This is a genomic window from Vibrio sp. 1641 (assembly GCF_033339995.1).
GTDB lineage: Bacteria > Pseudomonadota > Gammaproteobacteria > Enterobacterales > Vibrionaceae > Vibrio > Vibrio alginolyticus.
Genome location: NZ_JAWOVP010000009.1, coordinates 130,327 through 153,681, shown reverse-complemented (window position 1 = coordinate 153,681; position 23,355 = coordinate 130,327). Strand labels below are relative to the sequence as shown.

Sequence of the window (23,355 nt, the reverse complement as noted above, 5' to 3'; positions counted from 1 at the left end):
AATGCAAAATATCGGGATGTCGTCAAAACTCGACAATGTCTGCTACGACATTAGGGGTCCTGTACTCAAACATGCTAAGCGCATGGAGGAAGAAGGGCATAAAATCCTAAAGCTAAACATTGGTAACCCTGCCCCATTTGGTTTTGACGCCCCTGATGAGATTTTAGTCGACGTGATTCGTAATCTGCCGACTTCTCAAGGCTATTGTGATTCCAAAGGTATTTACTCTGCTCGTAAAGCTGTGGTCCAACACTATCAGCGTAAAGGTATACGCTCGCTAGATGTCGAAGATGTGTATGTAGGTAACGGCGTGTCTGAGTTGATCGTAATGGCCATGCAAGCGCTATTAAACAATGGCGATGAAATGCTGATCCCAGCACCAGACTATCCGTTATGGACAGCTTCAGTTGCACTATCTGGTGGTAAGCCGGTTCATTATCTATGTGATGAAAAGGCTGACTGGTACCCAGACCTTGAAGACATCAAAAAGAAAATCACACCAAAGACACGTGGCATTGTTCTGATCAACCCGAACAACCCGACAGGTGCGGTATACAGCCGTGACTTCCTACTTGAAGTGATTGAGATAGCACGCCAGCACAAACTGATCATTTTCGCAGATGAGATCTACGACAAAGTGTTGTACGACGGTGCAACACATACCTCAGTCGCCACACTCACTGAAGACGTGCTAGTTATGACATTCAATGGCCTTTCAAAAGCCTACCGTGTTTGTGGTTTCCGTGGTGGCTGGATGTTCCTAACGGGGCCTAAACATCTGGCTCAAGGGTACGTGAATGGCTTGGAGCTGCTTTCATCGATGCGTTTATGCGCAAACGTACCAATGCAACATGCGATTCAAACCGCGTTAGGTGGATACCAGAGTATTAATGAACTGATTTTACCTGGCGGACGCTTATTAGAGCAGCGCAACCGAGCGTATGAACTGATCAATCAGATTCCTGGTGTTTCTTGTGTCAAACCTAAGGGTGCGATGTACCTCTTCCCGAAAATCGACACTAAAATGTACAACATCAAGAACGATCAGCAGATGGTTTTAGATTTCTTAAAACAAGAGAAGGTCTTACTGGTGCAAGGTTCCGGTTTTAACTGGCCAAAACCAGACCACTTCCGCATCGTGACACTACCGCACGTTGAAGATCTAGAAATCGCTATTGGACGTTTTGAAAGATTCCTATCAACCTACAGCCAGTAATGAATCACTGGTAGTAATTAGTGCTGATCTCTCATATGCTTAGAGGAACTCCTAGTGAGTTCCTTTTTTTACACCAGAAACGGAGAAAGCCATGAAAGAAAGCCATTTTTTCGCCCACCTGGCTCGAATGAAGCTGATCCAACGCTGGCCTTTAATGCGGTCCGTCTCACCAGAAAACGTTTCAGAGCATAGCTTACAAGTTGCTTTTGTCGCTCATGCCCTTGCCCTAATTAAAAACAAAAAGTTCGGCGGCAACCTTAATCCAGAACGCATCGCTATTCTTGCCATGTACCATGATTCCAGTGAAGTATTAACGGGTGATCTTCCAACTCCAGTGAAGTATTACAACCCTGAAATTGCCAAAGAATATAAGAAGATAGAATCGGCAGCGGAACAAAAATTACTCTCAATGTTACCGGAAGAGTTCCAAGATGATTTTGCCCCCTATCTTCTTTCTCACTCTGCTCACGAAGAGGACGCAAAAATCGTTAAGCAAGCCGATTCCATCTGTGCCTATTTAAAATGTCTCGAAGAACTAAGCGCCGGTAACCATGAGTTCGCTCTGGCAAAAAAACGCTTAGACGTCACTTTGCAAGAACGCAGAACGCCTGAAATGGATTACTTTCTCAATACCTTTGCCCCAAGTTTCGAATTATCGTTAGATGAAATCAGTTAGCTTACGGAGATAATCGTGTCGTTTGAATTACACCCGCAATGGCAAGAGCGCCATGATGATGAGCATAAAATCCGTCGAGACGACCATCGGAGCCCGTACCAACGAGACCGAGCGCGCATTCTTCACTCGGCTGCATTTCGACGCCTACAAGCAAAAACCCAAGTACACGGTAATAGCTTGGAAGACTTTCACCGCAGCCGGTTAACACACTCCTTAGAAGCGTCGCAACTCGGGACAGGTATCGTCGCCCAACTAAAGAAAAAACAGCCAGAGTTCCGTGATCTATTACCATCAGACAGCTTAATTGATTCATTATGTTTAGCGCACGACATCGGGCATCCTCCATACGGTCATGGGGGAGAAGTCGCTCTAAACTACGTAATGCGCGAACATGGCGGCTTCGAGGGGAACGCCCAAACCTTTCGTATCGTCACTAAGTTAGAGCCTTATACCGAGCATTTCGGAATGAATTTATCACGCCGCACACTGCTTGGTTTGATTAAGTACCCTGCCCTCATTAGTCAAACACGCTCCGTCAAGTTACCTCAACCAGCCGAACATCAACGTAAACTAAAAGCAAAAGATTGGAGCCCAGCTAAAGGCATTTATGATTGTGATAAAGACTTATTTGATTGGGTAATTGCACCGCTTTCTGACAACGACAAGGCATTGCTTAGTCTGATGCGTTCAACGCCAGAATCGGAGTTTGAGCACAGTAAAACGCGTTTTAAATCACTCGATTGCTCAATCATGGAGCTAGCAGATGATATCGCCTACGGTGTTCATGATTTAGAAGATGCAATCGTACTTGGTATGGTGACACGTCAGCAATGGCAAGAAGGCGCAGCAAGTCAATTAGCGGACTGTGGCGACCCGTGGTTTGAAGCTCATATCGATTCCATCGGACAGATGCTATTTAGCGGGAAGCACCATGAGCGGAAAGATGCCATCGGTGGTATGGTTAACGCGCTACTGACCAGCATTTCAATCAAAGCGGTGGATGAGCCGTTTAATAACCCGTTACTGTCTTGGAATGCGTGTTTAGAACCACAGATGGCACGTGCACTTGACGTACTCAAGCACTTTGTCAGCACCTTCGTTATCCAAGTCCCGCAGGTCCAGATCGTTGAGTATAAGGGTCAGCAAATTATTATGGATATTTTTGAAGCGTTAACAGCAGACCCAGAGCGCTTACTACCCGTTCATACAAAAGATCTGTGGTGTCAGGCGAAGAGCGAGAGCAATAAGATGAGGGTCATCGCCGATTATATTTCTGCAATGACCGATGGTCACGCACAAAAGCTACACCGCCAACTTTTCTCTTCCATCGTTCTTTAGTAACACTCAACCTTTCAAATAATTCTTTTCAAAAACGCCCGGAGGCATCTGGGCGATTTGGAATTCGATCATATTTTCAAAGGCACGCATAAGCGGTGCAAAGTCGCGCTCGGGTTCAAGCAAGCGAAGCGAATGATAACCAGCCTCGACTGTCGATAAGCTATTCTCAGAGGGCGCCTTACGAATGGTGTAGTGCCCTTGTAGTTGCTTAGGCAACTGCACGGTTGGGAGTGGATGTAAGTTGCTTGAGAGTTGCCACATTTTGTACGCTTTTTTCCACGTACCATCGAGCAAAATCAAACGTATTTTCTTAGATACACTATGACTCGCTTGAGTGATTTCAGAAATGCATCGTGACTCTTCTGATGGGTAAAGAACAAAATGTTGATATGACTCATCCGCTAATAAGTGATTTAAGGCATCATCACAAGAAAAGTCCTCTCCTATCAAACAAATACAGTTATCTAAACTCAAATTGAGAATCCGTGCCGTACCAAGCGGACGATGTTCTTCACTCGTGTGCTGAAGAATGATAAGTTCTACCTCGCTTGCCAGCGGTACAATCCATTGGCAAATACACGCTTTTTGCGATTTTCCACAACGAGAACAATAACGAGACATAGAGTGAACCTTTATACCTTGCTGAGTATTATCAGCGTGATCTGTTTGATACTTCAATTTGAACCAATGGCAAGCCTAACCGAGTGGCACAGCTACAATATACGCCATGGTGAATGGTGGCGAATCGTAACAGGAAATCTCACACATACCAACTTTGCGCACTTAGGAATGAACCTCGCCGGATTGTGGATCATTACTTTTATTTTTCGCCCAAGCACTCGTAACTTCCTTATCGTTTTTCCAATCTTATGTGCATGTGTTGGTGCGCTGAATTTGTTTACCAACATGTCGGTATACGTGGGTTTATCCGGCGTATTACACGGATTGTTTGGATTTTGGGCGCTCAGAGAAGTCTTTGAAAGCAGAAGAAGCAGTGTGTTGTTAGTTGGAGGACTAATCGCCAAAGTAGCATGGGAGCAGGTCTATGGCCCATCCAGCAGTACTGCTGAGCTTATCGGTGCAAACGTTGCTATTGATGCTCATATGTTTGGCGCACTCGGTGGGTTAGTAATGGCTTTACTGGAAAAAGGCCTTCGCCGTCGTTTATTCGGATAAAAAATCCCGAACCACGAAAGAGGGGCTGGTTCGGGAAAGCAGTAATAGGGAAACAGATATTGTTCTGAATTCAGACTCAATATCTGCAATACATCAAGCTACAGTAAAATGCGGTCTTCGTTTTTCTTAACTGTCGCTTCACCTATGCCTTTTACGCTCTTCAAATCTGCTGCCGTTTTAAAAGGGCCATGTTCCTCGCGGTAGTCCACTATACTCTGCGCTTTCTTCTCACCTATACCTTTCAACATGGTCGCAATTTCTTCAGCAGTGGCCGTGTTGATATTTACAGTAATTTCAATTCCTTCATATTTGTCAGTGGCTGAATCCGCAGCCATGCTAAAAGGTGCAAAAACAAATAAGCACAATGTCAAAATCCATTTCATATTGAACATACAATCTCCAAAATAGTAGGCTAAAAACAGTCGTCGAGAGCGAGTCACTATCAAGTTTGCAATGGAAAGCAATATGGTTATGCATTTAACAAACTGAGATGACCCGGAATTCACAACGGCCGCTATCACTTAAACGCGCACTAATTTAAGTAATGCCTATTGATGATTGAAGTTCATAAAGACAAAAATAAAACGGACCGCTTATGCGGTCCGTTTTATTCAACATACAAATTACACTAATTGTGCTTAGTTGCTCACAACAAAGTACTCAATGTCAGTATTTGCACGCAGTACGGCTAGTACAGATGATAAATCTTGCTGAGAAGATGCACGCTGCATTTGCATCGCAACTTGATCTTCTAACTCACTATCTAGCTCTGCGTTTACAGCATCAAGCTCGATGATAATGATGTTACCTTCAAGATCTTTAGACTGACCGTATACTGGTTTACCATCGACTGGTTTTGCCATCGCGAATACCGTTGTTGCCAACGGAGAACGACGATCTACTGTCTCTTGTTCACCAAAGGCAAGATTGTTTTCAGCAAGCACGTTCGTCTTACCTTCTTTCAATGCCGCAACGACTTGTGTTCCAAGTTCCATCGCTTCTTGCTCACCTTTAACACGAGATAGCTCTGCAACAACCTGATCTTTCACTTCTTCTAGTGGAAGAACTGTCTCGTCACGCGCATCTTCAACACGAACAACGATAATATGCTCAGGCGCAACTTCGATAGCTTCAGAGTTTAGGCCATCTTCTTTAACTTCAGGGCTTAGGATAGCTTGCATTACCGCAGGGCTACGAAGCACTTCAGGTGCATCAACCTGAGAAATAAAGTCCGTTCTCTTCACTTCTTGGTTAACCGCTTGAGAAGCATCATACAATGAGTCTGGGTATTCAAACGCTACGCGCTCAAGCTCATTTTGCAACTCGTAGAATTGATCGATCGCTTGTTGGTCGACCATCTCTTGTTTGATTTCAGCAGCGACTTCTTCAAATGGCTTCGCCACAGAATCTTTTAGCTCTTCAAGCTTGATAATGTGATAGCCAAAGTCCGACTTTACTAGACCCGACGTATCGCCAGGATTCTTCAGTGCGAATGCCGCTTCTTCAAAAGCAGGGTCCATCACATCACGCTCAATCCAACCTAGGTCACCACCGTTTTCAGCGCTGCCAAAATCGTCAGATTTCTCTTGAGCAAGCGTCGCAAAATCTGCACCCGCGTTTAGCTCATCTAGGATAGCTTGCGCTTTTGCTTCATCGTCCCCTTCTACAAGAATGTGAGCGACACGTCGTTGCTCTTCTGAAGAGTATTTGTTTAAGTGCTCGTCGTAGTACTTTTTCACCTCAGCATCAGAAACATTAACTTGTTCCTTTAGCGCTTCAGCTGACAGTTCGATGTAAGAGACTTTAACCTGCTCTGGGCGTGTAAAGTTGTCTGGGTTTGCTTTGTAGTACTCTTGAATTTCTTCGTCGGTCAATTCAATATTTTTCGCGAACTCCGCTAAGTCGATCTGAATCGTGCGAATATCACGAGTTTGAGTGAACAGCTTGCCTTCTGCTTGTACTTCGCCCGGCAGAATAAATTCACTGTTTTGTAGCGCATTCAGCAGTTGCTCACGAACCAATTCACGACGCATGTACTCAGCAAAAGAGTCTGGCGAAAAGCCTGCACGACGCAAAGAAGCTTGATAGATCTCTTGATCAAACTGACCATTAGATTGGAACTGAGGCATGTCTAGAATCATGCTACGCACTTGAGTGTCGCTGATTCGCAGACCCAAAGCTTCAGCTTGTTGGTCAAGCAACACGTCATTGATCATTCGATCTAAAACGGATTTGCGGAAAGATTCAACATATGCAGGGTCAGCCAGCATTTGAGAGAAGTAGTCACCCAACTGAGCTTGCATACGGTTACGCTCATTTTGGTATGCCATCTCGAACTCACCACGAGGAATCTCAGTGTTACCGACTTTCGCTGCAGAGTTGTTGCTACCACCAACGATGTAGCTACCTACACCTGCAAATACGAAAGACAGGATGATAAGTCCAAGGATAATTTTGACCGCGATGCTATTCACGCCTTCGCGTAGTCGATCCATCATAATTTAACTGCTCTCCACAATTGAAGCCTACTGCTTCTATCTAATAGAAATAATGGCGCAATAATATCAGAAAAAGAAATGCGCATCAGTATGATGCGCATAATTTAAGAAAGTTCGGCTCGAAGTTTGTAAATTTTTGTTCGAAACTTATTGTTTGAGCAAAAGTTAAGCAAATGGCCGGTTACAGAAATAACGCCGTGATTAGTTACAAGCGTCTTTCAGTGCTTTACCAGCTTTGAAAGCTGGTACTTTTGCTTCTGCGATTTGGATTTCTTCACCAGTTTTTGGGTTACGACCAGTACGTGCAGCACGAGTGCGAACGCTGAATGTACCAAAGCCAACTAGAGCGACTTGATCACCAGATTGAAGAGTTCCGCTTACTGCTTCGATGAATGCATCTAGAGCACGACCCGCTGACGCTTTAGAAATATCTGCATTTTCTGCGATTTGTTCTACTAACTGAGTTTTATTCACTGTAATTTCCCCTTTGTGTCATCTGTGATTATTTTTGTGATGACTTTCGTTCCATTGTTAAGAAAATATGCTCCACCCCTTATTCATCAAGGGCTGACAGCTATCGAAACTAACTTAGCGCCCAAAAAAAACGCTGACAAGCCTTTTTGGGCTTATCAGCGTAAACTTTTACTTATTTTTGCTACACATCACTATTTTTGAGACTCAAACTCAACGCCCGTCGGGTCTCGCTCTAGTGCGACTTTCAGTACTTCATCAATCCACTGTACAGGGATAACTTTCAGATCAGCGATAACATTATCAGGAATCTCTTCCAAATCACGCTCGTTATCTTTTGGAATTAGCACTGTCTTAATGCCACCACGGTGTGCCGCAAGTAACTTCTCTTTTAGGCCGCCGATAGGTAGAACCTCACCACGCAGTGTGATTTCACCCGTCATCGCTACTTCTGCTTTCACAGGATTGCCTGTCAGAGAAGAAACCAATGCCGTACACATTGCTGTACCCGCACTTGGGCCATCTTTTGGTGTCGCGCCTTCCGGCACGTGTACGTGAATATCTTTCTTCTCGTAGAAGTCAGTATTGATACCTAGCTTTTCTGCACGAGAGCGAACCACTGTCATTGCTGCTTGGATAGACTCTTGCATCACATCACCAAGAGAACCCGTTTGTGTCAGCTTACCTTTACCTGGCATTGATTGAGTTTCAATCGTTAATAGATCGCCACCCACTTCTGTCCAAGCTAGGCCAGTTACTTGACCAATTCGGTTACTTTCATCCGCTTTACCGTAATCGAAACGTTGAACACCTAAGTACTCTTTTAGGTTGTCCATCGTTACCGTTACTGACTTGATGTTCTTATCCAACAAGATGTTCTTCACTGCTTTACGGCAGATCTTAGAAATCTCACGCTCTAAGTTACGGACACCCGCTTCACGCGTATAGTAACGAATGATGCCAATAATTGCAGAATCTTCAATGACGATCTCATCCGCTTTCAAGCCATTACGCTTCACTTGTTTATCAACAAGGTGACGTTTTGCAATGTTCAGCTTCTCGTCTTCGGTGTAACCAGATAAACGAATAACTTCCATACGGTCTAACAATGGGCCCGGGATGTTCATCGAGTTCGATGTCGCAACAAACATAACGTCAGAGAGATCGTAATCCACTTCTAGGTAGTGATCGTTGAACGAGTTATTCTGTTCAGGATCAAGCACTTCTAGTAGAGCCGATGCCGGATCACCACGCATATCTGAAGACATTTTGTCGATTTCGTCCAATAAGAACAGCGGGTTCTTCACACCAACCTTCGACATCTTCTGGATCAATTTGCCTGGTAATGAGCCGATGTAAGTACGACGGTGACCACGAATTTCCGCTTCATCACGCACACCACCCAACGCCATACGAACATACTTACGGCCTGTAGCTGAAGCAATTGAACGACCAAGAGATGTTTTACCGACACCAGGAGGACCAACAAGACAAAGGATAGGACCTTTTAGCTTGTTGATACGGTTTTGAACAGCCAGGTATTCAAGGATACGTTCTTTGACGCGTTCTAGACCGTAGTGATCTTCATTAAGAACCTCTTCTGCTTTCGCTAAGTTTTTCTTAACTTTTGAGCGCTTAGCCCAAGGAACGCTGACCATCCAATCGATGTAGCTACGAACCACTGTTGCTTCAGCAGACATTGGAGACATCATCTTAAGCTTTTGCAGCTCTTGCTCTGTCTTTTCACGTGCCTCTTGAGGCATTTTTGATTCGTCAATCTTCTTCTGTAGCGTTTCGAACTCGTCTGGTGCGTCTTCCATCTCACCAAGTTCTTTCTGAATCGCTTTCATTTGCTCATTCAGATAGTACTCACGCTGAGATTTTTCCATTTGCTTTTTAACGCGACCACGAATTCGTTTTTCAACTTGCAGCAAGTCGATCTCTGATTCCATCTGGCCCATCAGGAATTCCAGACGCTCAGTAACGTCAACAATTTCAAGTACTTGCTGCTTATCTACCAACTTCAACGGCATATGAGCCGCGATGGTATCCGCTAAGCGTGCAGCTTCGTCGATACCATTAAGTGACGTTAGCACTTCTGGTGGAATCTTCTTGTTTAGCTTAATGAACCCTTCAAACTGATTAATCGCGCTGCGAACAATCACTTCTTGCTCACGCTCATCCAATTCTGGCGTAACAACAAATTCAGCTTCAGCTAAGAAGAAGTCACTCTCTTTAAAGTGATTGATTTTTGCTCGCTGCTGGCCTTCGACCAATACTTTTACTGTGCCATCCGGAAGCTTCAAGAGCTGGAGAATGGTGGCTACCGTACCTACGTCAAATAGGTCGTCAACCGTAGGCTCGTCAGTATCCGCTTGCTTTTGTGCCACAAGAAGAACTTGTTTGTTGGTTTCCATCGCCGTTTCTAGACAGCTAATCGATTTCTCACGACCAACAAACAATGGAATAACCATGTGTGGGTAGACCACTACGTCACGTAGAGGTAGTACCGGGATCTCGATACGCTCGGAACGTTCCAAGTTCATATAATTCTCTCTTCCGCTTTCACGTTTAACGTATTACTTAAGGCAGTATATGGGGGCTAATTGTTTGGATTCAATAAGAGAAATAAAAAAAGGAGGTAATTACTTACCTCCTTTTTCATTATGGCTGAATTTACTCTGCTCCAGCTGCCTGATTGTCTGCGTTACTGTAAATAAGCAGTGGCTCTGACTCGCCATTAATGACGGACTCATCAATCACGACTTTACTAACGTCTGTTGCAGATGGTAATTCGTACATGGTTTCAAGTAGCACGCCTTCAAGAATCGAGCGTAAGCCACGAGCACCTGTTTTACGCTCCATTGCTTTTTTCGCGATAGCGCGCAGCGCATCTTCACGGAATTCAAGTTCAGCGTTTTCCAGCTCAAACAATGCTGCATATTGCTTGGTCAGTGCGTTCTTCGGTTCACATAGGATCTGAATCAACGCTTCTTCATCAAGCTCAGTCAGTGTTGTTGTTACAGGTAGACGACCAATGAATTCTGGAATGAGGCCGTACTTCACTAAGTCTTCAGGTTCAACTTGAGTAAATAGCTCACCTACCGTCTTCGATTCATTCTTCGAACGAACTTCAGCACCAAAGCCAATACCTGTACCTGTTGCAACACGCTGCTCAATCACTTTGTCTAAGCCAGCAAAAGCACCACCACAGATGAACAGGATCTTAGATGTGTCCACTTGTAGGAATTCTTGCTGAGGATGCTTACGACCACCTTGAGGTGGAACCGATGCAACCGTACCTTCGATAAGTTTTAGTAGCGCCTGCTGAACACCTTCACCAGATACGTCACGCGTAATAGATGGGTTTTCAGCTTTGCGTGAAATCTTATCAATTTCATCAATGTAAACGATGCCGCGTTCCGCTTTAGCTACATCGTAATCACATTTTTGCAGAAGCTTTTGGATGATGTTTTCAACGTCTTCACCTACGTAACCGGCTTCGGTTAGTGTCGTCGCGTCTGCCATTGTAAATGGCACATCCAAGAATCGAGCTAATGTCTCCGCAAGTAGTGTTTTACCGCTACCTGTAGGACCAATTAGAAGGATGTTACTCTTACCAAGCTCCACACCTTCGCTCGTTGTATCACCATTGCGTAAACGCTTGTAGTGGTTATATACCGCAACTGCGAGCACTTTTTTCGCGTAATCTTGCCCGATCACATAGTCATCAAGGTGTTCACGGATCTGTTTTGGCGTTGGTAACGCTTCAGATTCTTTCTTAGGGAGAACATCCTTGATTTCTTCGCGAATAATATCGTTACATAAGTCGACACATTCGTCGCAAATGTACACTGACGGACCTGCGATTAGCTTGCGAACTTCGTGCTGACTTTTGCCGCAGAAAGAACAGTACAGCAATTTACCGCTGCCACTTTCTTTGCTTTTATCTGTCATTCGCTAACCTCTTAGCCTTTACTCTTCATGAATGAGTGTATATCAATTTTTGCCAAAATGCGCTGGCTAATTACTCGCCACGGTGGCTTAACACTGCATCCACGATACCGTATTCCACAGCCTGCTCTGATGACATGAAGTTATCACGATCAGTATCGCGCTCAATGACTTCAAGAGGTTGGCCTGTATGTTCTGCTAACAACTTGTTTAGCTTCTGTTTAATCGTCAGGATTTCCTGAGCATGGATTTGGATATCAGAAGCTTGACCCTGGAAACCACCCAATGGTTGGTGGATCATTACACGAGAGTTAGGCAGTACGTAACGCTTACCTGGCGCACCACCTGCAAGCAGGAAGGCACCCATTGAACATGCTTGACCCATACACACAGTGCTGACATTTGGCTTAATGAACTGCATGGTATCGTAAATAGACATACCAGCTGTTACGCTGCCGCCTGGCGAGTTGATGTATAGGAAAATATCTTTATCTGGATTTTCAGATTCTAGGAAAAGTAGCTGAGCCACGACAAGGTTTGCCATGTGGTCTTCCACTTGACCCGTTAAAAAAATCACGCGCTCTTTCAGCAGACGTGAGTAGATGTCGTAAGAGCGTTCGCCTCGGGAAGTTTGTTCAACCACCATTGGTACTAGCGCGTCCATAATTGGCGACATTGCATTTTTTTCTTGGTAGCTCATATTCTTATGTCCCTAAAATAAATGGCCCGGATGATGACTATCATACGGACCATTGTTAGCAGAATAGTTAACGTTAAGTCAACCTTCTACGCAAGATATTGCTTATTAAGCAGCAGGTTGTTGTTGGTTAAGTAGCTCGTTGAAGCCTACTTCTTTCTCAGAAACCTGTGCTTTAGCGATGATCGCGTCGATTGCTTGCTCTTCTAGAGCTACGTTGCGCATGTTGTTCATCATTTCTTCGTTTTGCTCGTAGTAAGCAATAACTTCTGATGGATCTTCGTATGCAGTAGCCATTTCTTCGATTAGAGCTTTAACTTTCTCGTCGTCCGCTTTTAGCTCTTCAGATTTGATTACTTCACCTAGTAGAAGACCAACAACTACGCGACGTTTAGCTTGTTCTTCGAACAGTTCACGTGGAAGCTGAGCAGCAGCTTCTGGGTTACCACCGAAGCGTTGTGCAGCTTGTTGACGTAGAACTTGGATTTCTTGCTCGATAAGCGCTGATGGTACGTTGATGTCGTTTTGCTCAACTAGACCGTCAATCGCTTGCTCTTTGATGCGGTTCTTAACAGCTTGCTTAAGTTCGCGTTCCATGTTCTTACGAACTTCAGCTTTAAGTGCTTCAACACCACCTTCAACAACACCGAACTTAGCAACGAACTCGTCGTTTAGTTCTGGAAGTTCACGAGCTTCAACTTTGTTCACTTTGATTGCGAACTTAGCTGCTTTACCTTTTAGGTTTTCAGCGTGGTAATCTTCTGGGAAAGTCACGTCGATGTCGAATTCCATACCAGCAGTTTTACCTGCGATACCGTCTTCGAAACCAGGGATCATGCGACCAGCACCCATTTCTAGAGGGAAGTTCTCAGCTTTACCGCCTTCGAACTCTTCACCGTCGATAGAACCAACGAAGTCGATGCTTACGCGTTTGCCATCTTCTGCTGCTTCTTCAACTTCAACCCAAGTTGCTTGTTGCTTACGTAGAGTATCGATCATCTCTTCTACGTCTGCATCTTTAACTTCTGTTAGTGGTTTTTCAACAGTGATGCTCTCTAGGCCTTTAAGCTCAACTTCTGGGTAAACTTCAAAAGTTGCAGTGAAAACTAGGTCTGAACCTTCTTTGTTCTCTACAGGAGCGAAAGTTGGAGCGCCAGCTGGGTTGATTTTCTCTTTAACGATAGCTTCGATGAAGTGGCGTTGCATTACTTCACCAAGAACGTCTTGACGTACTGCTTTGCCGTACATCTTAGCAACCATTTTTAGAGGCACTTTACCCTTACGGAAACCATCGAAACGACGGTTTTTAGCGATGTTGCGTAGTTCAGCTGTTACAGCGTCTTCGATGTTTGCAGCTGGAACAGTAATGTTTAGACGGCGCTCTAGGCCCTCTAGCGTTTCAACAGTAACTTGCATTATATATAAACCTCTAAAGTGGCTCGGTTTTCCGAGCGTATGAGCGAAACTCAGAGGAGCTTACGCTTCATCCTTGTGTAGTGTTCTGTCCGAACACCTAATTTAAAATCGAGTATCGATACTGGTTGTCAGTACCGGACTAATCAGTGATATCTTCGATAAAATAACCAAAGGTATCTCCTATTAGCCTCAGGACAGAATTTTTAGACGCGACATTCTAGCGATCTGTCGCAACCCTGTCGAGCCAATAGCCACTATGTGGACATTGTCTGCGCTAAATTCTCGAATGCTGACCCATTTTTTCTTCAAAAATGCGATTCAGACACCGTCTAAGCATCGCCAGCATATCTAGAATGGGGACAATAGCGACTTTTTCAAGAGAATCGACCGGTTTTTTTATCGAAAAGCCTAAAAAGAGATCTTGCTCTTGTTTTACTCCACAGAGTTGAAAACTAAATCCCTAATCCTTCCTACAAACTATTAACATTTTCTTACGTGACCAAAGGAAGTTGTAAGGAGTGTAAGGATGTCGCAAAAAAAACGGATTCTGCTGACATTTTTTGCTTTCTATTTCCTGTGCGCAATTATCGGTGGCCATTGGGTTTGGCAGACCAGTTATCAATCTCTACTTGATAAACACCAATCACAGCTGGAGCAATTTTCTGGCCATATAAAAAATAAACTCGATAAGTACGCCCATATCCCAAATCTTCTCGCTAAAGATGATCCTCTTTATCAAGCGCTTCTGCACCCCAACAACAGTGCGCAACTGGAAATCACTAATCGGTATTTAGAATCCGTTAATGGCGTGATTGAAGCAGCGGATACGTACTTAATCGATCAATGGGGTACAACGATCGCGGCCAGCAACTGGCGTAAAGAGCGCTCCTTTATCGGTCGAAATTTTGCATTTCGACCTTATTTCAAACAAGCCATTGCGGGTAAACGAAGCCAATACTACGCACTGGGCTCAACATCTGGTAAACGTGGCTACTACTATTCTTATCCCATCGTATACGCTGGCGGTGTACTTGGTGTCGTCGTGGTGAAGATGGACCTAAGTAAGATAGAGGACAACTGGCAGCAACCAAACAGTGTTTTTGTCGCGAGCGACCCATACGGAATTGTTTTTATGAGTAGCCGAAGTGAATGGCTACTCAAAAGCTTACAGCCACTGACAAAAAAAGAGAAAAAGCAAGTTTGGGCAAGCCAACAATATCTTGATGCACCAATTGAAACGCTTGGATTAGTGGGTAGTTTGGACGAGGTGCATTCTGAGCTTAAACAGGGTTACCCATACAATAAAGGAACCTTGGTGGTCTCTTCGCTGCCCCTTCCCGAACTCAAACTGACTATTCGTGTGCTGTCTCCTAAACAGTCGATCGTTTGGTTCACCATGGGTTACATCTTTGTACTCACTCTAGCATTCATGGTTTTGTTTTTAATTGGTCAGCTTATCTATCACCGTCAACAGCGTCACTTGCAACTTGAACGAATTCAACAAGAAGCCAATCAAAAGTTGGAATATCAAGTCATGGCACGGACTGCCGAGTTGCAAGCGGAGATCGCACAGCGTATCGATACCGAGCAAACTTTACGCGTTACTCAAGACGAATTGGTGCAAGCAGCGAAACTCGCGGTGTTAGGACAAATGTCGGCCAGTATCAGCCACGAACTGAATAATCCACTTGCGGCAATTCGTAGCTTTGCGGAGAACGGCAAGCTGTTTCTAAAAAAAGAAAAATATGAGCGAGTGGAAGATAATCTCACTCGCATTTCTGCTCTCACTGACCGTATGGCAAATATCAGTCAGCAACTTCGCTCTTTCGCCAAAAAAACCAGTGGTGACGAGTTGGCTCAATCTCGATTGTTCCCTGTGATAGCCTCTGTAAAAGAACTGATGAAGCCCGCATTTAAATCAGGGCGCGTCACGTTAGAAACAAATTTGCCAGAGCATGATGTTGAAGTGCAGATCAATATTATTCAACTGGAGCAAGTGTTGGTCAATTTACTGACTAATGCGATAGAAGCACTCAAAGAACAACAAGACAAACAGGTAGAATTATCTGTAGAACACGATGAGCACACTGATTTAGTTTGGATTCATGTTGATGATAATGGCCCAGGACTTGGCTCTTTCTCACTTTCTGATTTATGTGAGCCGTTTCTAACCACTAAACTGAACGGTTTAGGTTTGGGTCTCTCTATCTCGCAACAAATCTTAGCCAGTATGAATGGAAAATTATGTGCCCATAATCGAGAACAAGGCGGCGCTCGATTCTCATTGTGTTTACCTATCACTTCTTACAACACTGAACCATCAAAAGGATAAGATCATGTGTCAGGTGTTTTTTATTGATGATGAGGCCGATCTCAGACTCGCTATAGAACAGACCTTTGAACTGGCGGATATCGACGCCAAGTTTTTTGTGGATGCAGAATCGGCTTTAATAGCGATGCAGCAAGGAGAAGAAGCTGGCGTCGTGGTCACTGATATCTGTTTGCCGGGCATTTCTGGTATGGATATGCTGACAACTTTGACTCAACGCGATGCAAACTTACCCGTCATCATGATCACTGGACACGGTGATATTTCCATGGCAGTGCAAGCCCTTCATCAAGGCGCTTACGACTTTATTGAGAAACCTTTTGCGCCAGAGCATTTGGTTGAAACGGTTAAGCGGGCGATTGAGAAGCGCAAACTAACCAATGAAAATGAAAAACTGCGCCTGTCACTTAAAGCCAGTAAAACCCTTGGCCCACGAGTTATTGGTGAAACCTCTAGCATCCAAATATTACGAGAGACCATCACCCAAATCGCCGATACCGACGCCGATATTTTATTGTTTGGTGAAACCGGTACAGGGAAAGAGTTAATCGCTCGTTCTTTACATGAGCAAAGCTCTCGCCGGAACCAAAACTTTGTCGCCGTAAATTGTGGAGCGGTTCCAGAGAACTTAATTGAGAGTGAACTCTACGGCCATGAAAAAGGCGCATTCACTGGCGCCGAAAGCCGTCGTATCGGTAAATTTGAGTTTGCACAAGGCGGCACACTTTTCTTGGATGAGATCGAGTCGATGCCTATCCAAGCCCAAATTCGTTTATTGAGGGTATTACAAGAGCGCGTGATTGAGCGTGTCGGTTCAAATGAATTATTGCCTTTAGATATTCGAGTGATTGCCGCAACAAAGGTCGATTTAAAACACGCAGCTGAAGAAGGTACTTTCCGTCAGGACCTCTATTATCGGCTCAATGTCGTGACCCTGGATCTCCCGCCACTACGCGAACGAAAAGAAGACATTCCCGCCCTCTTTCACCACTTTCTGTTGGTAGCAGCTTCACGTTATGGCAAAAGCTCACCTAGCTTGTCACCCCAAGATCTAGCGCAACTGATGAGCCATGACTGGCCTGGCAATGTTCGAGAACTCAGAAATGCTGCAGAGCGTTTTGTGCTATTGGGTAAGTTAATTCAGTTGGGAGAATCGAACCCAGTTGCTAAGTCTTCCTCAAGCCTTGCAGAGCAAGTGGCGGAGTTTGAGAGAGCAGCCATTGAAGGCGCTTTATTAGAAAACAACGGTAGTATTAAACAGACAATGTGCCAATTGAATGTGCCAAGAAAAACCCTTTACGACAAGATGCAGCGCTACCAAATAAATAAAGACCTTTACAAATAAAACACGTTCAAATAGCTGGCATTATATTCAACTTGAATCATAATTTTTAACAACAGGTTTATCATGGTTGTTACAGATATGAACGAAAAAGTGAGAATACCGATTGTTACAGATACCGTGCTCGTAGACGGTTGCTATCAAGAAGAGAGAAGATTCGGTGAAGAGCGTCGTAAAAATAAAAAGAGGTGGCGACACTATGAACGTCGAATTAATTCAGACCCGCGCAAAACTTGTTACAAGTCAATAGACGAAGAGGTGTGAATTCTCACACCTCTTTCTACTTTCTGGCTTCCATTACTTGGTAATGATCTCCGGCCCCATCAAGGTAGTAGGCAACCAAGTCGAAACCCATGGTACATATGTGACGATAATTAGGAATAAGAACATCACTCCAACCCAGGGTAATGCTGCCTTCACTACGTTCATCATCGACATTTTGGCAACACCAGCGGTCACAAATAAGTTAAGACCCACGGGCGGCGTTATCATTCCTATCTCCATATTCACCACCATCATTATGCCCAAATGAATTGGGTCTATGCCTAATGCAATGGCAATTGGGAACACGAGCGGCGCAACAATGATCAACAAGCCTGATGGCTCCATGAACTGACCACCAATCAGCAACAAGACGTTCACCACAATCAAAAAAGTGATTGGTCCGAGACCAGCCGAGAGCATCGACTCGGTGATCATTTGCGGGATGCGTTCTTCCGTTAAAACATGCTTCAAAATTAAGGCATTAGCAATGATGAACAGCAGCATGATGGTGAGTTTGCCCGCTTCATACAGGGTGTGTTTCGTGTCTTTATGAACAAAGGTTTGGAAGATTTTAACGAGCGCAGGTTTAGTGTTTTTCTTGTCTGCAAATGGCCCCATGTCTTTGTATACAAAGTTAGCAATAAAGAATGAGTACACAGCAGCAACCGCAGCGGCTTCTGTCGGCGTAAAGATACCGCCATAGATACCACCAAGAATGATGACGACCAACAACAAGCCCCAGCTTGCATCCTTGGCAGCATCAAAGGTTTCTTTCCAACCGACAAAAGGTTGTTTTGGAAGGTTCTTGATTCTCGCGGCAATGTAAATCGCAATCATCAACATGACACCCGCCAGCAAACCGGGAATCACACCACCAAGGAACATGCGTCCAACTGACACATCCGTTGCGGCTGCATACACCACCATCACAATCGAAGGTGGGATCAAAATCCCTAGCGTACCTGCGTTACAAATTACCCCAGAGGCAAACTCTTTTGAGTAACCGTTTTTGATCATACCTGCGATAACAATACTACCTATGGCAACAACCGTTGCAGGTGAGGAACCTGACAACGCGGCAAACATCATACACGCTACAACCGAAGCCATCGCCAAACCGCCGCGGAACCAGCCTACAATGGCAATGGCGAAACGAATGATCCGCTTTGCTACGCCACCCGTCGACATAAAGCTTGAAGCCAATATAAAGAATGGAATAGCCAATAGCGTGTAGTGGCCCGCGAATGCATTAAACAGCGTTTGAGCGACTGACGCTAAAGAGGCATCCGAATGCATTAAAAGGAAAAGAACACTGGAAAGGCCCAGCGAAATAGCAATTGGCACGCCAACCAGCATAAAGCCAATTACCATCAAAAATAGAAATAAGATATCCATGGCTTATTGCTCCTTGTTTTTAGCGTCTTGCGAGGCCTTTGGAGCCATTACGTCTTCAGCGTCACTCATCTCAGCTTTAAGAGATTCGAGCTCTTCCTCCGCTTCATGTCCTGCAATCAAGCGATCGAGCTTACCAGTAGCGATTTGCCACGTGACTTGAACAAATCTAAACGTTAGTAGCGCCATTCCAAGTGGCAAAGCGAAGTAAGGAATAAAACGTGGCAGCTTTTCATAACGCTCTCCCTCATTTAACCAGTCGGCCATGAACTGGAGTATTTCAGGCATCGGAATATCGTCCGTTTCATACCACGCTCGGTCAGTAGCGAACGGATACCAGTAGTTCCAAGCGCCAATTAACAGCAAAATAGAGAAGGCTAAGCAACACATTGCTGCAAAAAGCGCCAGGGCTTTTCGTTTACCTTCCGGAACGATGTTAATAATGACATCGACACCAATATGAAAGTGTTTTTTCACACCATAAGATGCGCCAACCAACACCATCCATGCGAACATGAAAACGGTGAGCTCAAGCGCCCAAAGAATATTGTCGTTAAAAACATAACGAAAGATGACATTGGCAAAGGTCAGCAAGGTCATGGCACCCAAGAAGAAAGCAATCAAAGTCTCTTCAATGGCATCGGTGATTCGTCCAGCCTTGGCAAAAAAAGTCTGTTCCATAATTACATCACGTCGTCTGTAGAGGGAAAGAGCCCCCTTAGTTTGAGAGGGCTAAATGTGCTAGGTGTTATTATTTTTGGTTAGACGCCAAAGCGGCTTCGATTAGGTCAGAACCAATGTCTTTTTCGAACTTCTTCCATACTGGTTGAAGTGCAGTGACCCACTCTTGGCGCTGTTCTGGCGTTAGAGTACGAACCACACCACCGGCTTCGATGATATTGTTCTTATTCGCAAGGTTTACTTTGGTTGACTCAGCATTACGCTGCGCAGTTACCTCTTGAATAATGGTATTTAACTGCTCGCGCTGATCATCTGGTAGGTTTTCCCAGAAGTCGTTTGACGTCACAACTAAGTAATCCAAAATTCCGTGGTTCGTTTCCGTAATGCCATCTTGAACTTCGAAGAATTTTTTGCCGTAAATGTTTGACCAAGTATTTTCTTGACCATCAATAACCTTAGTTTGCAAGCCGCCGTAAACTTCTTTGAACGACATTTTTTGTGGGTTAGCACCTAGCTGCTCAAACTGAGCAACGAGTACATCAGAGGCTTGAACACGGAACTTAAGTCCTTCAGCATCAGTTGGAGAAATGAGCGGCTTGTTGGCTGACATTTGCTTCATGCCGTTATGCCAAAACGCAATGCCTTGTAGGCCACGACGTTTCATTGAGTTTTTCAGCTTTTCACCCGCTTCCGAGTTTTGGAAACGGTCAACCGCGTCGACATCATCGAACAAGAAAGGGAGATCGAAAAGGCGGTACTTCTTGGTGAATTTCTCAAACTTAGAAAGAGAAGGAGCAGCGAGTTGAACATCACCATTCAGTAGCGCTTCCAACACTTTGTCATCATCATAAAGTGTTGAGTTAGGAAACACCTGCATACAGACTTTACCGTTCATCTCTTCGTTGACGCGCTTTTCAAGTAACGAAGCCGCGATGCCTTTAGGGTGTTTGTCCGCATTCGTTACATGGCTAAACTTGATGACCGTTTCACCCGGGTCACAATTTGCGGCAGCATTAAAACTGGTAACAGCAAGTGCAGAGACAGATAGTAGAGTTAGAGGCTTAAACATTATTATTCTCCTTGTTGAATCACATCCCATCCCGTCCATGAGTAACTAGGTGTTAGGCGATGGGTACGGATGTTCAACAAAGAGCAATTAATGGACCATGTTAAAATTTATATGTATTTCAAAAAATTAACAAAGCCCATTAACATGAATCCGAAGTGTAACGAGTGAATTCCACCCAAGAAAAAGATATAAATGGGTGGGAAATGACCCATTTATGAAGAACAACTTATCTCCATTTTTTTCCCCCATTCCGGCGGCAATTTCGCATAATCATCAAACTCGGGTTGCTCATCAAATGGGCGTTTTAACAGTTCGGCCAATCGGTGTAATTCGCTAAAGTCCCCTTCTTCCGCTTTATCAATCGCCAACTGAGCCAAGTAGTTACGCAAGATGTATTTGGGATTGGCTTGACGCATCTGTTTGCAACGCTGTTCGGTTGAAATCAGGCCCCCTAGTTCATCAACCTCTAGTTCACACCGAGCTAAGTACAGATCAAGCCAAGCTCGCGCAGCTTCTCGGTCGAGAAATAAATCGATTACGGCTTGGGAAGGCGCATTATCAAGGTTTGAAAGCGTTCTGAAGAAGCGAGTGTAGTCCGTTTTGTTCTGGTGAAGAAGCTCAAACATAGCTTCAAACAAACGCCCATCTTCCGCTATCTTGGTTTTTAAGCCCAACTTCTCACGCATGAGGCGGCTGAACTGCTGGCTTAAATGAACTTCAAATTGACTCAACGACGATTCTAAATCTTCTCGTTCAACGAGTGGCGATAGCGCATGCGCCAGTGCTGACAGGTTCCAAAGCGCAATTCTAGGCTGTTGATCAAATGCGTAACGACCCTGGTAGTCTGAATGATTACAAATGTAACCCGGCTCATAATCATCAAGAAAGCCAAACGGACCATAATCAAAAGTTTGCCCAAGAATTGACATGTTATCGGTATTCATCACACCATGCGCAAAACCAAAAGCTTGCCAATATGCGATCATCTCGGCTGTTTTAGTCACGATGGCGTCAAACATCGCGGCATATGGTTTCTCCGCCGATGCACAATCAGCAAAGTGCCACTCAATCACCTTATCCGCCAACAGCTTCTGCTCTGCTAACTGGTTGGTGTAAAAGAAATGCTCAAAGTGACCAAATCGAACATGGGTTTCAGCCATTCGAAGTAACAAAGAGCCCGATTCCGTTTTTTCTCGATAAACAGGTGTATCACTGACCATCATACCGAGAGCACGTGTCGTGGGAACCCCAAGGCCCGCCATGGCTTCACTGCACAGGTACTCACGGATAGTCGAGCGTAATACCGCTCGCCCATCCCCCATTCGCGAGTAAGGCGTTAGTCCTGCACCTTTGAGGTGAAGATCAAACCAAGTACCATTCTGATGCTCAATTTCTGCCAACAGTAATCCACGTCCATCGCCCAAATCTGGGTTGTAAACGCCAAACTGATGGCCTGCATATTTCATCGCAAGAGGACGAAATTGTTCGAATTCACTTAGCCCAGAAAAAACCGCCAATAACTCATCGTTTTGCTCTGCTGGTAAACCAAACTGCTGTGCAAACTCACCATTCCAAGCGACCCAGCGAGTGTTGTCCAAGGGTTGTGGCTCGACCAACGTATAGAACGCTGACGGTAATTGACTAAAGCGATGGGTGAAATTGACCCGTTGCCAAATGGACATGTAGGGTTCCTTAACAAAAAGAAGTACTGTTGTGAGTATACGTGTGAATGTCCCTGTCATTCAGCCATGAAATGGGCATGGGTATTTTGCGTGAATAACGTGAAGGCGGCAGGAAGGTATCAACCTGCCGCAGACCGTCTCCTAAACGGAGGTAGCATGTAAAAACGATCAAAGGGTTAAGCGGAAAATTCTTCACCCGTTTTTGGTGGCTGTGATGGCGTATCAAAACGAGCGCGTTCGATATCCACTACCGTTTTATAGCTCAACGATAACAATGCCAGCTGGTACGCGCCAAAAATACCATAGGCCACACCGACGAGGCTCAACATAAAGAGATTCGTAAAGTGGCTAAAGATCAGCTGACTGAGCAAGCCCGCACCCAATGGAATTAGTCCCATCAAAATGAATACTTGTTTGTTGTATGCTCTGCTCTGGTTCCACGAACGACGCAAACTGCGCGGTTGATGATCCATTGCAGTCGCTGGCAACACAAATGACCATCGCGCCATTACCCAATAGCCGGGAATGCTTGCAATCGTTGTGATAATAGCCATAGCAACAAAGTCGGCTTCACCACTTTCTGCAATGTAGATAAACGACAACACAAAGATCGGGATACCAATAACGAGCATCATCATCAGTCCAAACAGTATCCACCAGCCTATGAAACGGAATTCTCGAGCTGACAAACGAAATACATCCAACGCCGAGTGCATGTAATCGCCGACTAAATAAATTCGATGCACACGCACAGCCGCCATAGCGGCAACAAGTGGGTACAAAATAATTGTGACGAAATAAAATCCTGAGACATTGCCTTCTTGAACGTTCGCTTGATCTTGCCCCGTCATTTCAGGATACATAAAAGCAAAAATTGAGTGCACGATAATCAACGGAATACAAGCAATAACAATTGCGAGTAGATTCCTTCTGACCATCACTGCCGCTTCTCGGCATATTTCCGAAACAGAAAAGCCCTCGGTAGACATATAACATCCTTAGTTCATAAAAATCGGCCCCTAGGGTAACCGCAGAGTAGAAAAATCGCTTTAAAAATAATGAGAAACACATCTCATAAGATAATGAGAACGAAACCAAAATAAATCAGATGAAAAAAAGCCACCCAATGTGAGTGGCTTATACCGCAATTCAAT

At 44.6% G+C, this 23,355-nt stretch carries 20 protein-coding genes; 7 read left to right on the top strand and 13 right to left on the bottom strand.

Going from position 1 to position 23,355, the window contains the following annotated elements; genetic code table 11:
* Position 1: 1 nt before the first annotated feature.
* The 3 genes from R7Z47_RS17390 (at position 2) to R7Z47_RS17380 (ending at position 3,230) form a co-directional block, all read left to right on the top strand.
* Positions 2–1,216, top strand: coding sequence for a pyridoxal phosphate-dependent aminotransferase (locus tag R7Z47_RS17390; protein WP_213874656.1), 1,215 nt, complete (start codon positions 2–4; stop codon positions 1,214–1,216).
* A gap of 91 nt (positions 1,217–1,307) precedes the next feature.
* Positions 1,308–1,892, top strand: coding sequence for a 5'-deoxynucleotidase (yfbR, locus tag R7Z47_RS17385; protein WP_025766954.1), 585 nt, complete (start codon positions 1,308–1,310; stop codon positions 1,890–1,892).
* A gap of 15 nt (positions 1,893–1,907) precedes the next feature.
* Positions 1,908–3,230 (top strand): anti-phage deoxyguanosine triphosphatase, encoded by a 1,323-nt coding sequence (locus R7Z47_RS17380; protein WP_005384292.1) that lies wholly within the window; start codon positions 1,908–1,910, stop codon positions 3,228–3,230.
* Positions 3,231–3,236: 6 nt separating this feature from the next.
* Here the strand turns inward: R7Z47_RS17380 and R7Z47_RS17375 are convergent, their stop codons facing one another.
* Positions 3,237–3,851 carry a tRNA-uridine aminocarboxypropyltransferase gene (locus tag R7Z47_RS17375; RefSeq protein WP_115385830.1) on the bottom strand — a complete coding sequence of 205 codons (615 nt, stop codon included), beginning with the start codon at positions 3,849–3,851 and terminating at the stop codon, positions 3,237–3,239.
* 3 nt (positions 3,852–3,854) lie between these two features.
* Between R7Z47_RS17375 and rrtA the strand changes: the two genes are divergently transcribed.
* A complete protein-coding gene (rrtA, locus tag R7Z47_RS17370; protein ID WP_171346066.1) occupies positions 3,855–4,406 on the top strand; it encodes a rhombosortase in 552 nt (183 codons plus the stop codon).
* 98 nt (positions 4,407–4,504) lie between these two features.
* On the opposite strand, the gene R7Z47_RS17365 is transcribed toward rrtA, so the two are convergent.
* From R7Z47_RS17365 to tig, 7 genes are all read right to left on the bottom strand, one after another.
* Complete coding sequence (locus R7Z47_RS17365; protein WP_031777211.1) at positions 4,505–4,789, bottom strand: ComEA family DNA-binding protein; 285 nt, start codon at positions 4,787–4,789, stop codon at positions 4,505–4,507.
* A gap of 255 nt (positions 4,790–5,044) precedes the next feature.
* The gene (ppiD, locus tag R7Z47_RS17360; RefSeq protein ID WP_262606978.1) at positions 5,045–6,904 is read right to left on the bottom strand and encodes a peptidylprolyl isomerase; all 1,860 of its coding nucleotides are present in this window, start codon (positions 6,902–6,904) and stop codon (positions 5,045–5,047) included.
* A gap of 201 nt (positions 6,905–7,105) precedes the next feature.
* Entirely contained in the window at positions 7,106–7,378 is a 273-nt protein-coding gene (locus tag R7Z47_RS17355) for an HU family DNA-binding protein (protein ID WP_005382341.1), read from the bottom strand.
* A gap of 191 nt (positions 7,379–7,569) precedes the next feature.
* Positions 7,570–9,921 (bottom strand): endopeptidase La, encoded by a 2,352-nt coding sequence (lon, locus tag R7Z47_RS17350; RefSeq protein ID WP_104978916.1) that lies wholly within the window; start codon positions 9,919–9,921, stop codon positions 7,570–7,572.
* Between the two features lie 130 nt (positions 9,922–10,051).
* Positions 10,052–11,332, bottom strand: a complete 1,281-nt coding sequence (clpX, locus tag R7Z47_RS17345; RefSeq protein ID WP_005382345.1) for an ATP-dependent protease ATP-binding subunit ClpX — start codon at positions 11,330–11,332, stop codon at positions 10,052–10,054.
* A gap of 70 nt (positions 11,333–11,402) precedes the next feature.
* Positions 11,403–12,029, bottom strand: a complete 627-nt coding sequence (gene clpP / locus R7Z47_RS17340) for an ATP-dependent Clp endopeptidase proteolytic subunit ClpP (protein ID WP_005382347.1) — start codon at positions 12,027–12,029, stop codon at positions 11,403–11,405.
* Positions 12,030–12,134: 105 nt separating this feature from the next.
* Complete coding sequence (gene tig, locus R7Z47_RS17335) at positions 12,135–13,442, bottom strand: trigger factor (RefSeq protein WP_005382251.1); 1,308 nt, start codon at positions 13,440–13,442, stop codon at positions 12,135–12,137.
* Positions 13,443–13,968: 526 nt separating this feature from the next.
* On the opposite strand from tig, the gene R7Z47_RS17330 reads away from it, so the two are divergent.
* The 3 genes from R7Z47_RS17330 to R7Z47_RS17320 all read left to right on the top strand — a co-directional run bounded on the left by R7Z47_RS17330 (position 13,969) and on the right by R7Z47_RS17320 (position 17,377).
* Positions 13,969–15,774, top strand: coding sequence for an ATP-binding protein (locus tag R7Z47_RS17330; protein ID WP_262606977.1), 1,806 nt, complete (start codon positions 13,969–13,971; stop codon positions 15,772–15,774).
* A 4-nt stretch (positions 15,775–15,778) separates the two neighbouring features.
* Positions 15,779–17,116 (top strand): sigma-54-dependent transcriptional regulator, encoded by a 1,338-nt coding sequence (locus R7Z47_RS17325; protein WP_017819922.1) that lies wholly within the window; start codon positions 15,779–15,781, stop codon positions 17,114–17,116.
* A 78-nt stretch (positions 17,117–17,194) separates the two neighbouring features.
* A complete protein-coding gene (locus R7Z47_RS17320; protein WP_021034161.1) occupies positions 17,195–17,377 on the top strand; it encodes a hypothetical protein in 183 nt (60 codons plus the stop codon).
* A gap of 33 nt (positions 17,378–17,410) precedes the next feature.
* Here the strand turns inward: R7Z47_RS17320 and R7Z47_RS17315 are convergent, their stop codons facing one another.
* The 5 genes from R7Z47_RS17315 to R7Z47_RS17295 form a co-directional block, all read right to left on the bottom strand.
* On the bottom strand, positions 17,411–18,772 hold the full coding sequence (locus R7Z47_RS17315; RefSeq protein ID WP_005382255.1) for a TRAP transporter large permease: 1,362 nt from the start codon (positions 18,770–18,772) through the stop codon (positions 17,411–17,413).
* Positions 18,773–18,775: 3 nt separating this feature from the next.
* Positions 18,776–19,450 (bottom strand): TRAP transporter small permease, encoded by a 675-nt coding sequence (locus tag R7Z47_RS17310; RefSeq protein WP_005384308.1) that lies wholly within the window; start codon positions 19,448–19,450, stop codon positions 18,776–18,778.
* 70 nt (positions 19,451–19,520) lie between these two features.
* Positions 19,521–20,519, bottom strand: coding sequence for a TRAP transporter substrate-binding protein (locus tag R7Z47_RS17305; protein WP_130546585.1), 999 nt, complete (start codon positions 20,517–20,519; stop codon positions 19,521–19,523).
* A gap of 212 nt (positions 20,520–20,731) precedes the next feature.
* Positions 20,732–22,201 carry a protein adenylyltransferase SelO gene (locus tag R7Z47_RS17300; RefSeq protein WP_213969449.1) on the bottom strand — a complete coding sequence of 490 codons (1,470 nt, stop codon included), beginning with the start codon at positions 22,199–22,201 and terminating at the stop codon, positions 20,732–20,734.
* A gap of 176 nt (positions 22,202–22,377) precedes the next feature.
* On the bottom strand, positions 22,378–23,190 hold the full coding sequence (locus tag R7Z47_RS17295; protein ID WP_213871763.1) for a sugar transporter: 813 nt from the start codon (positions 23,188–23,190) through the stop codon (positions 22,378–22,380).
* Positions 23,191–23,355: the final 165 nt, after the last annotated feature.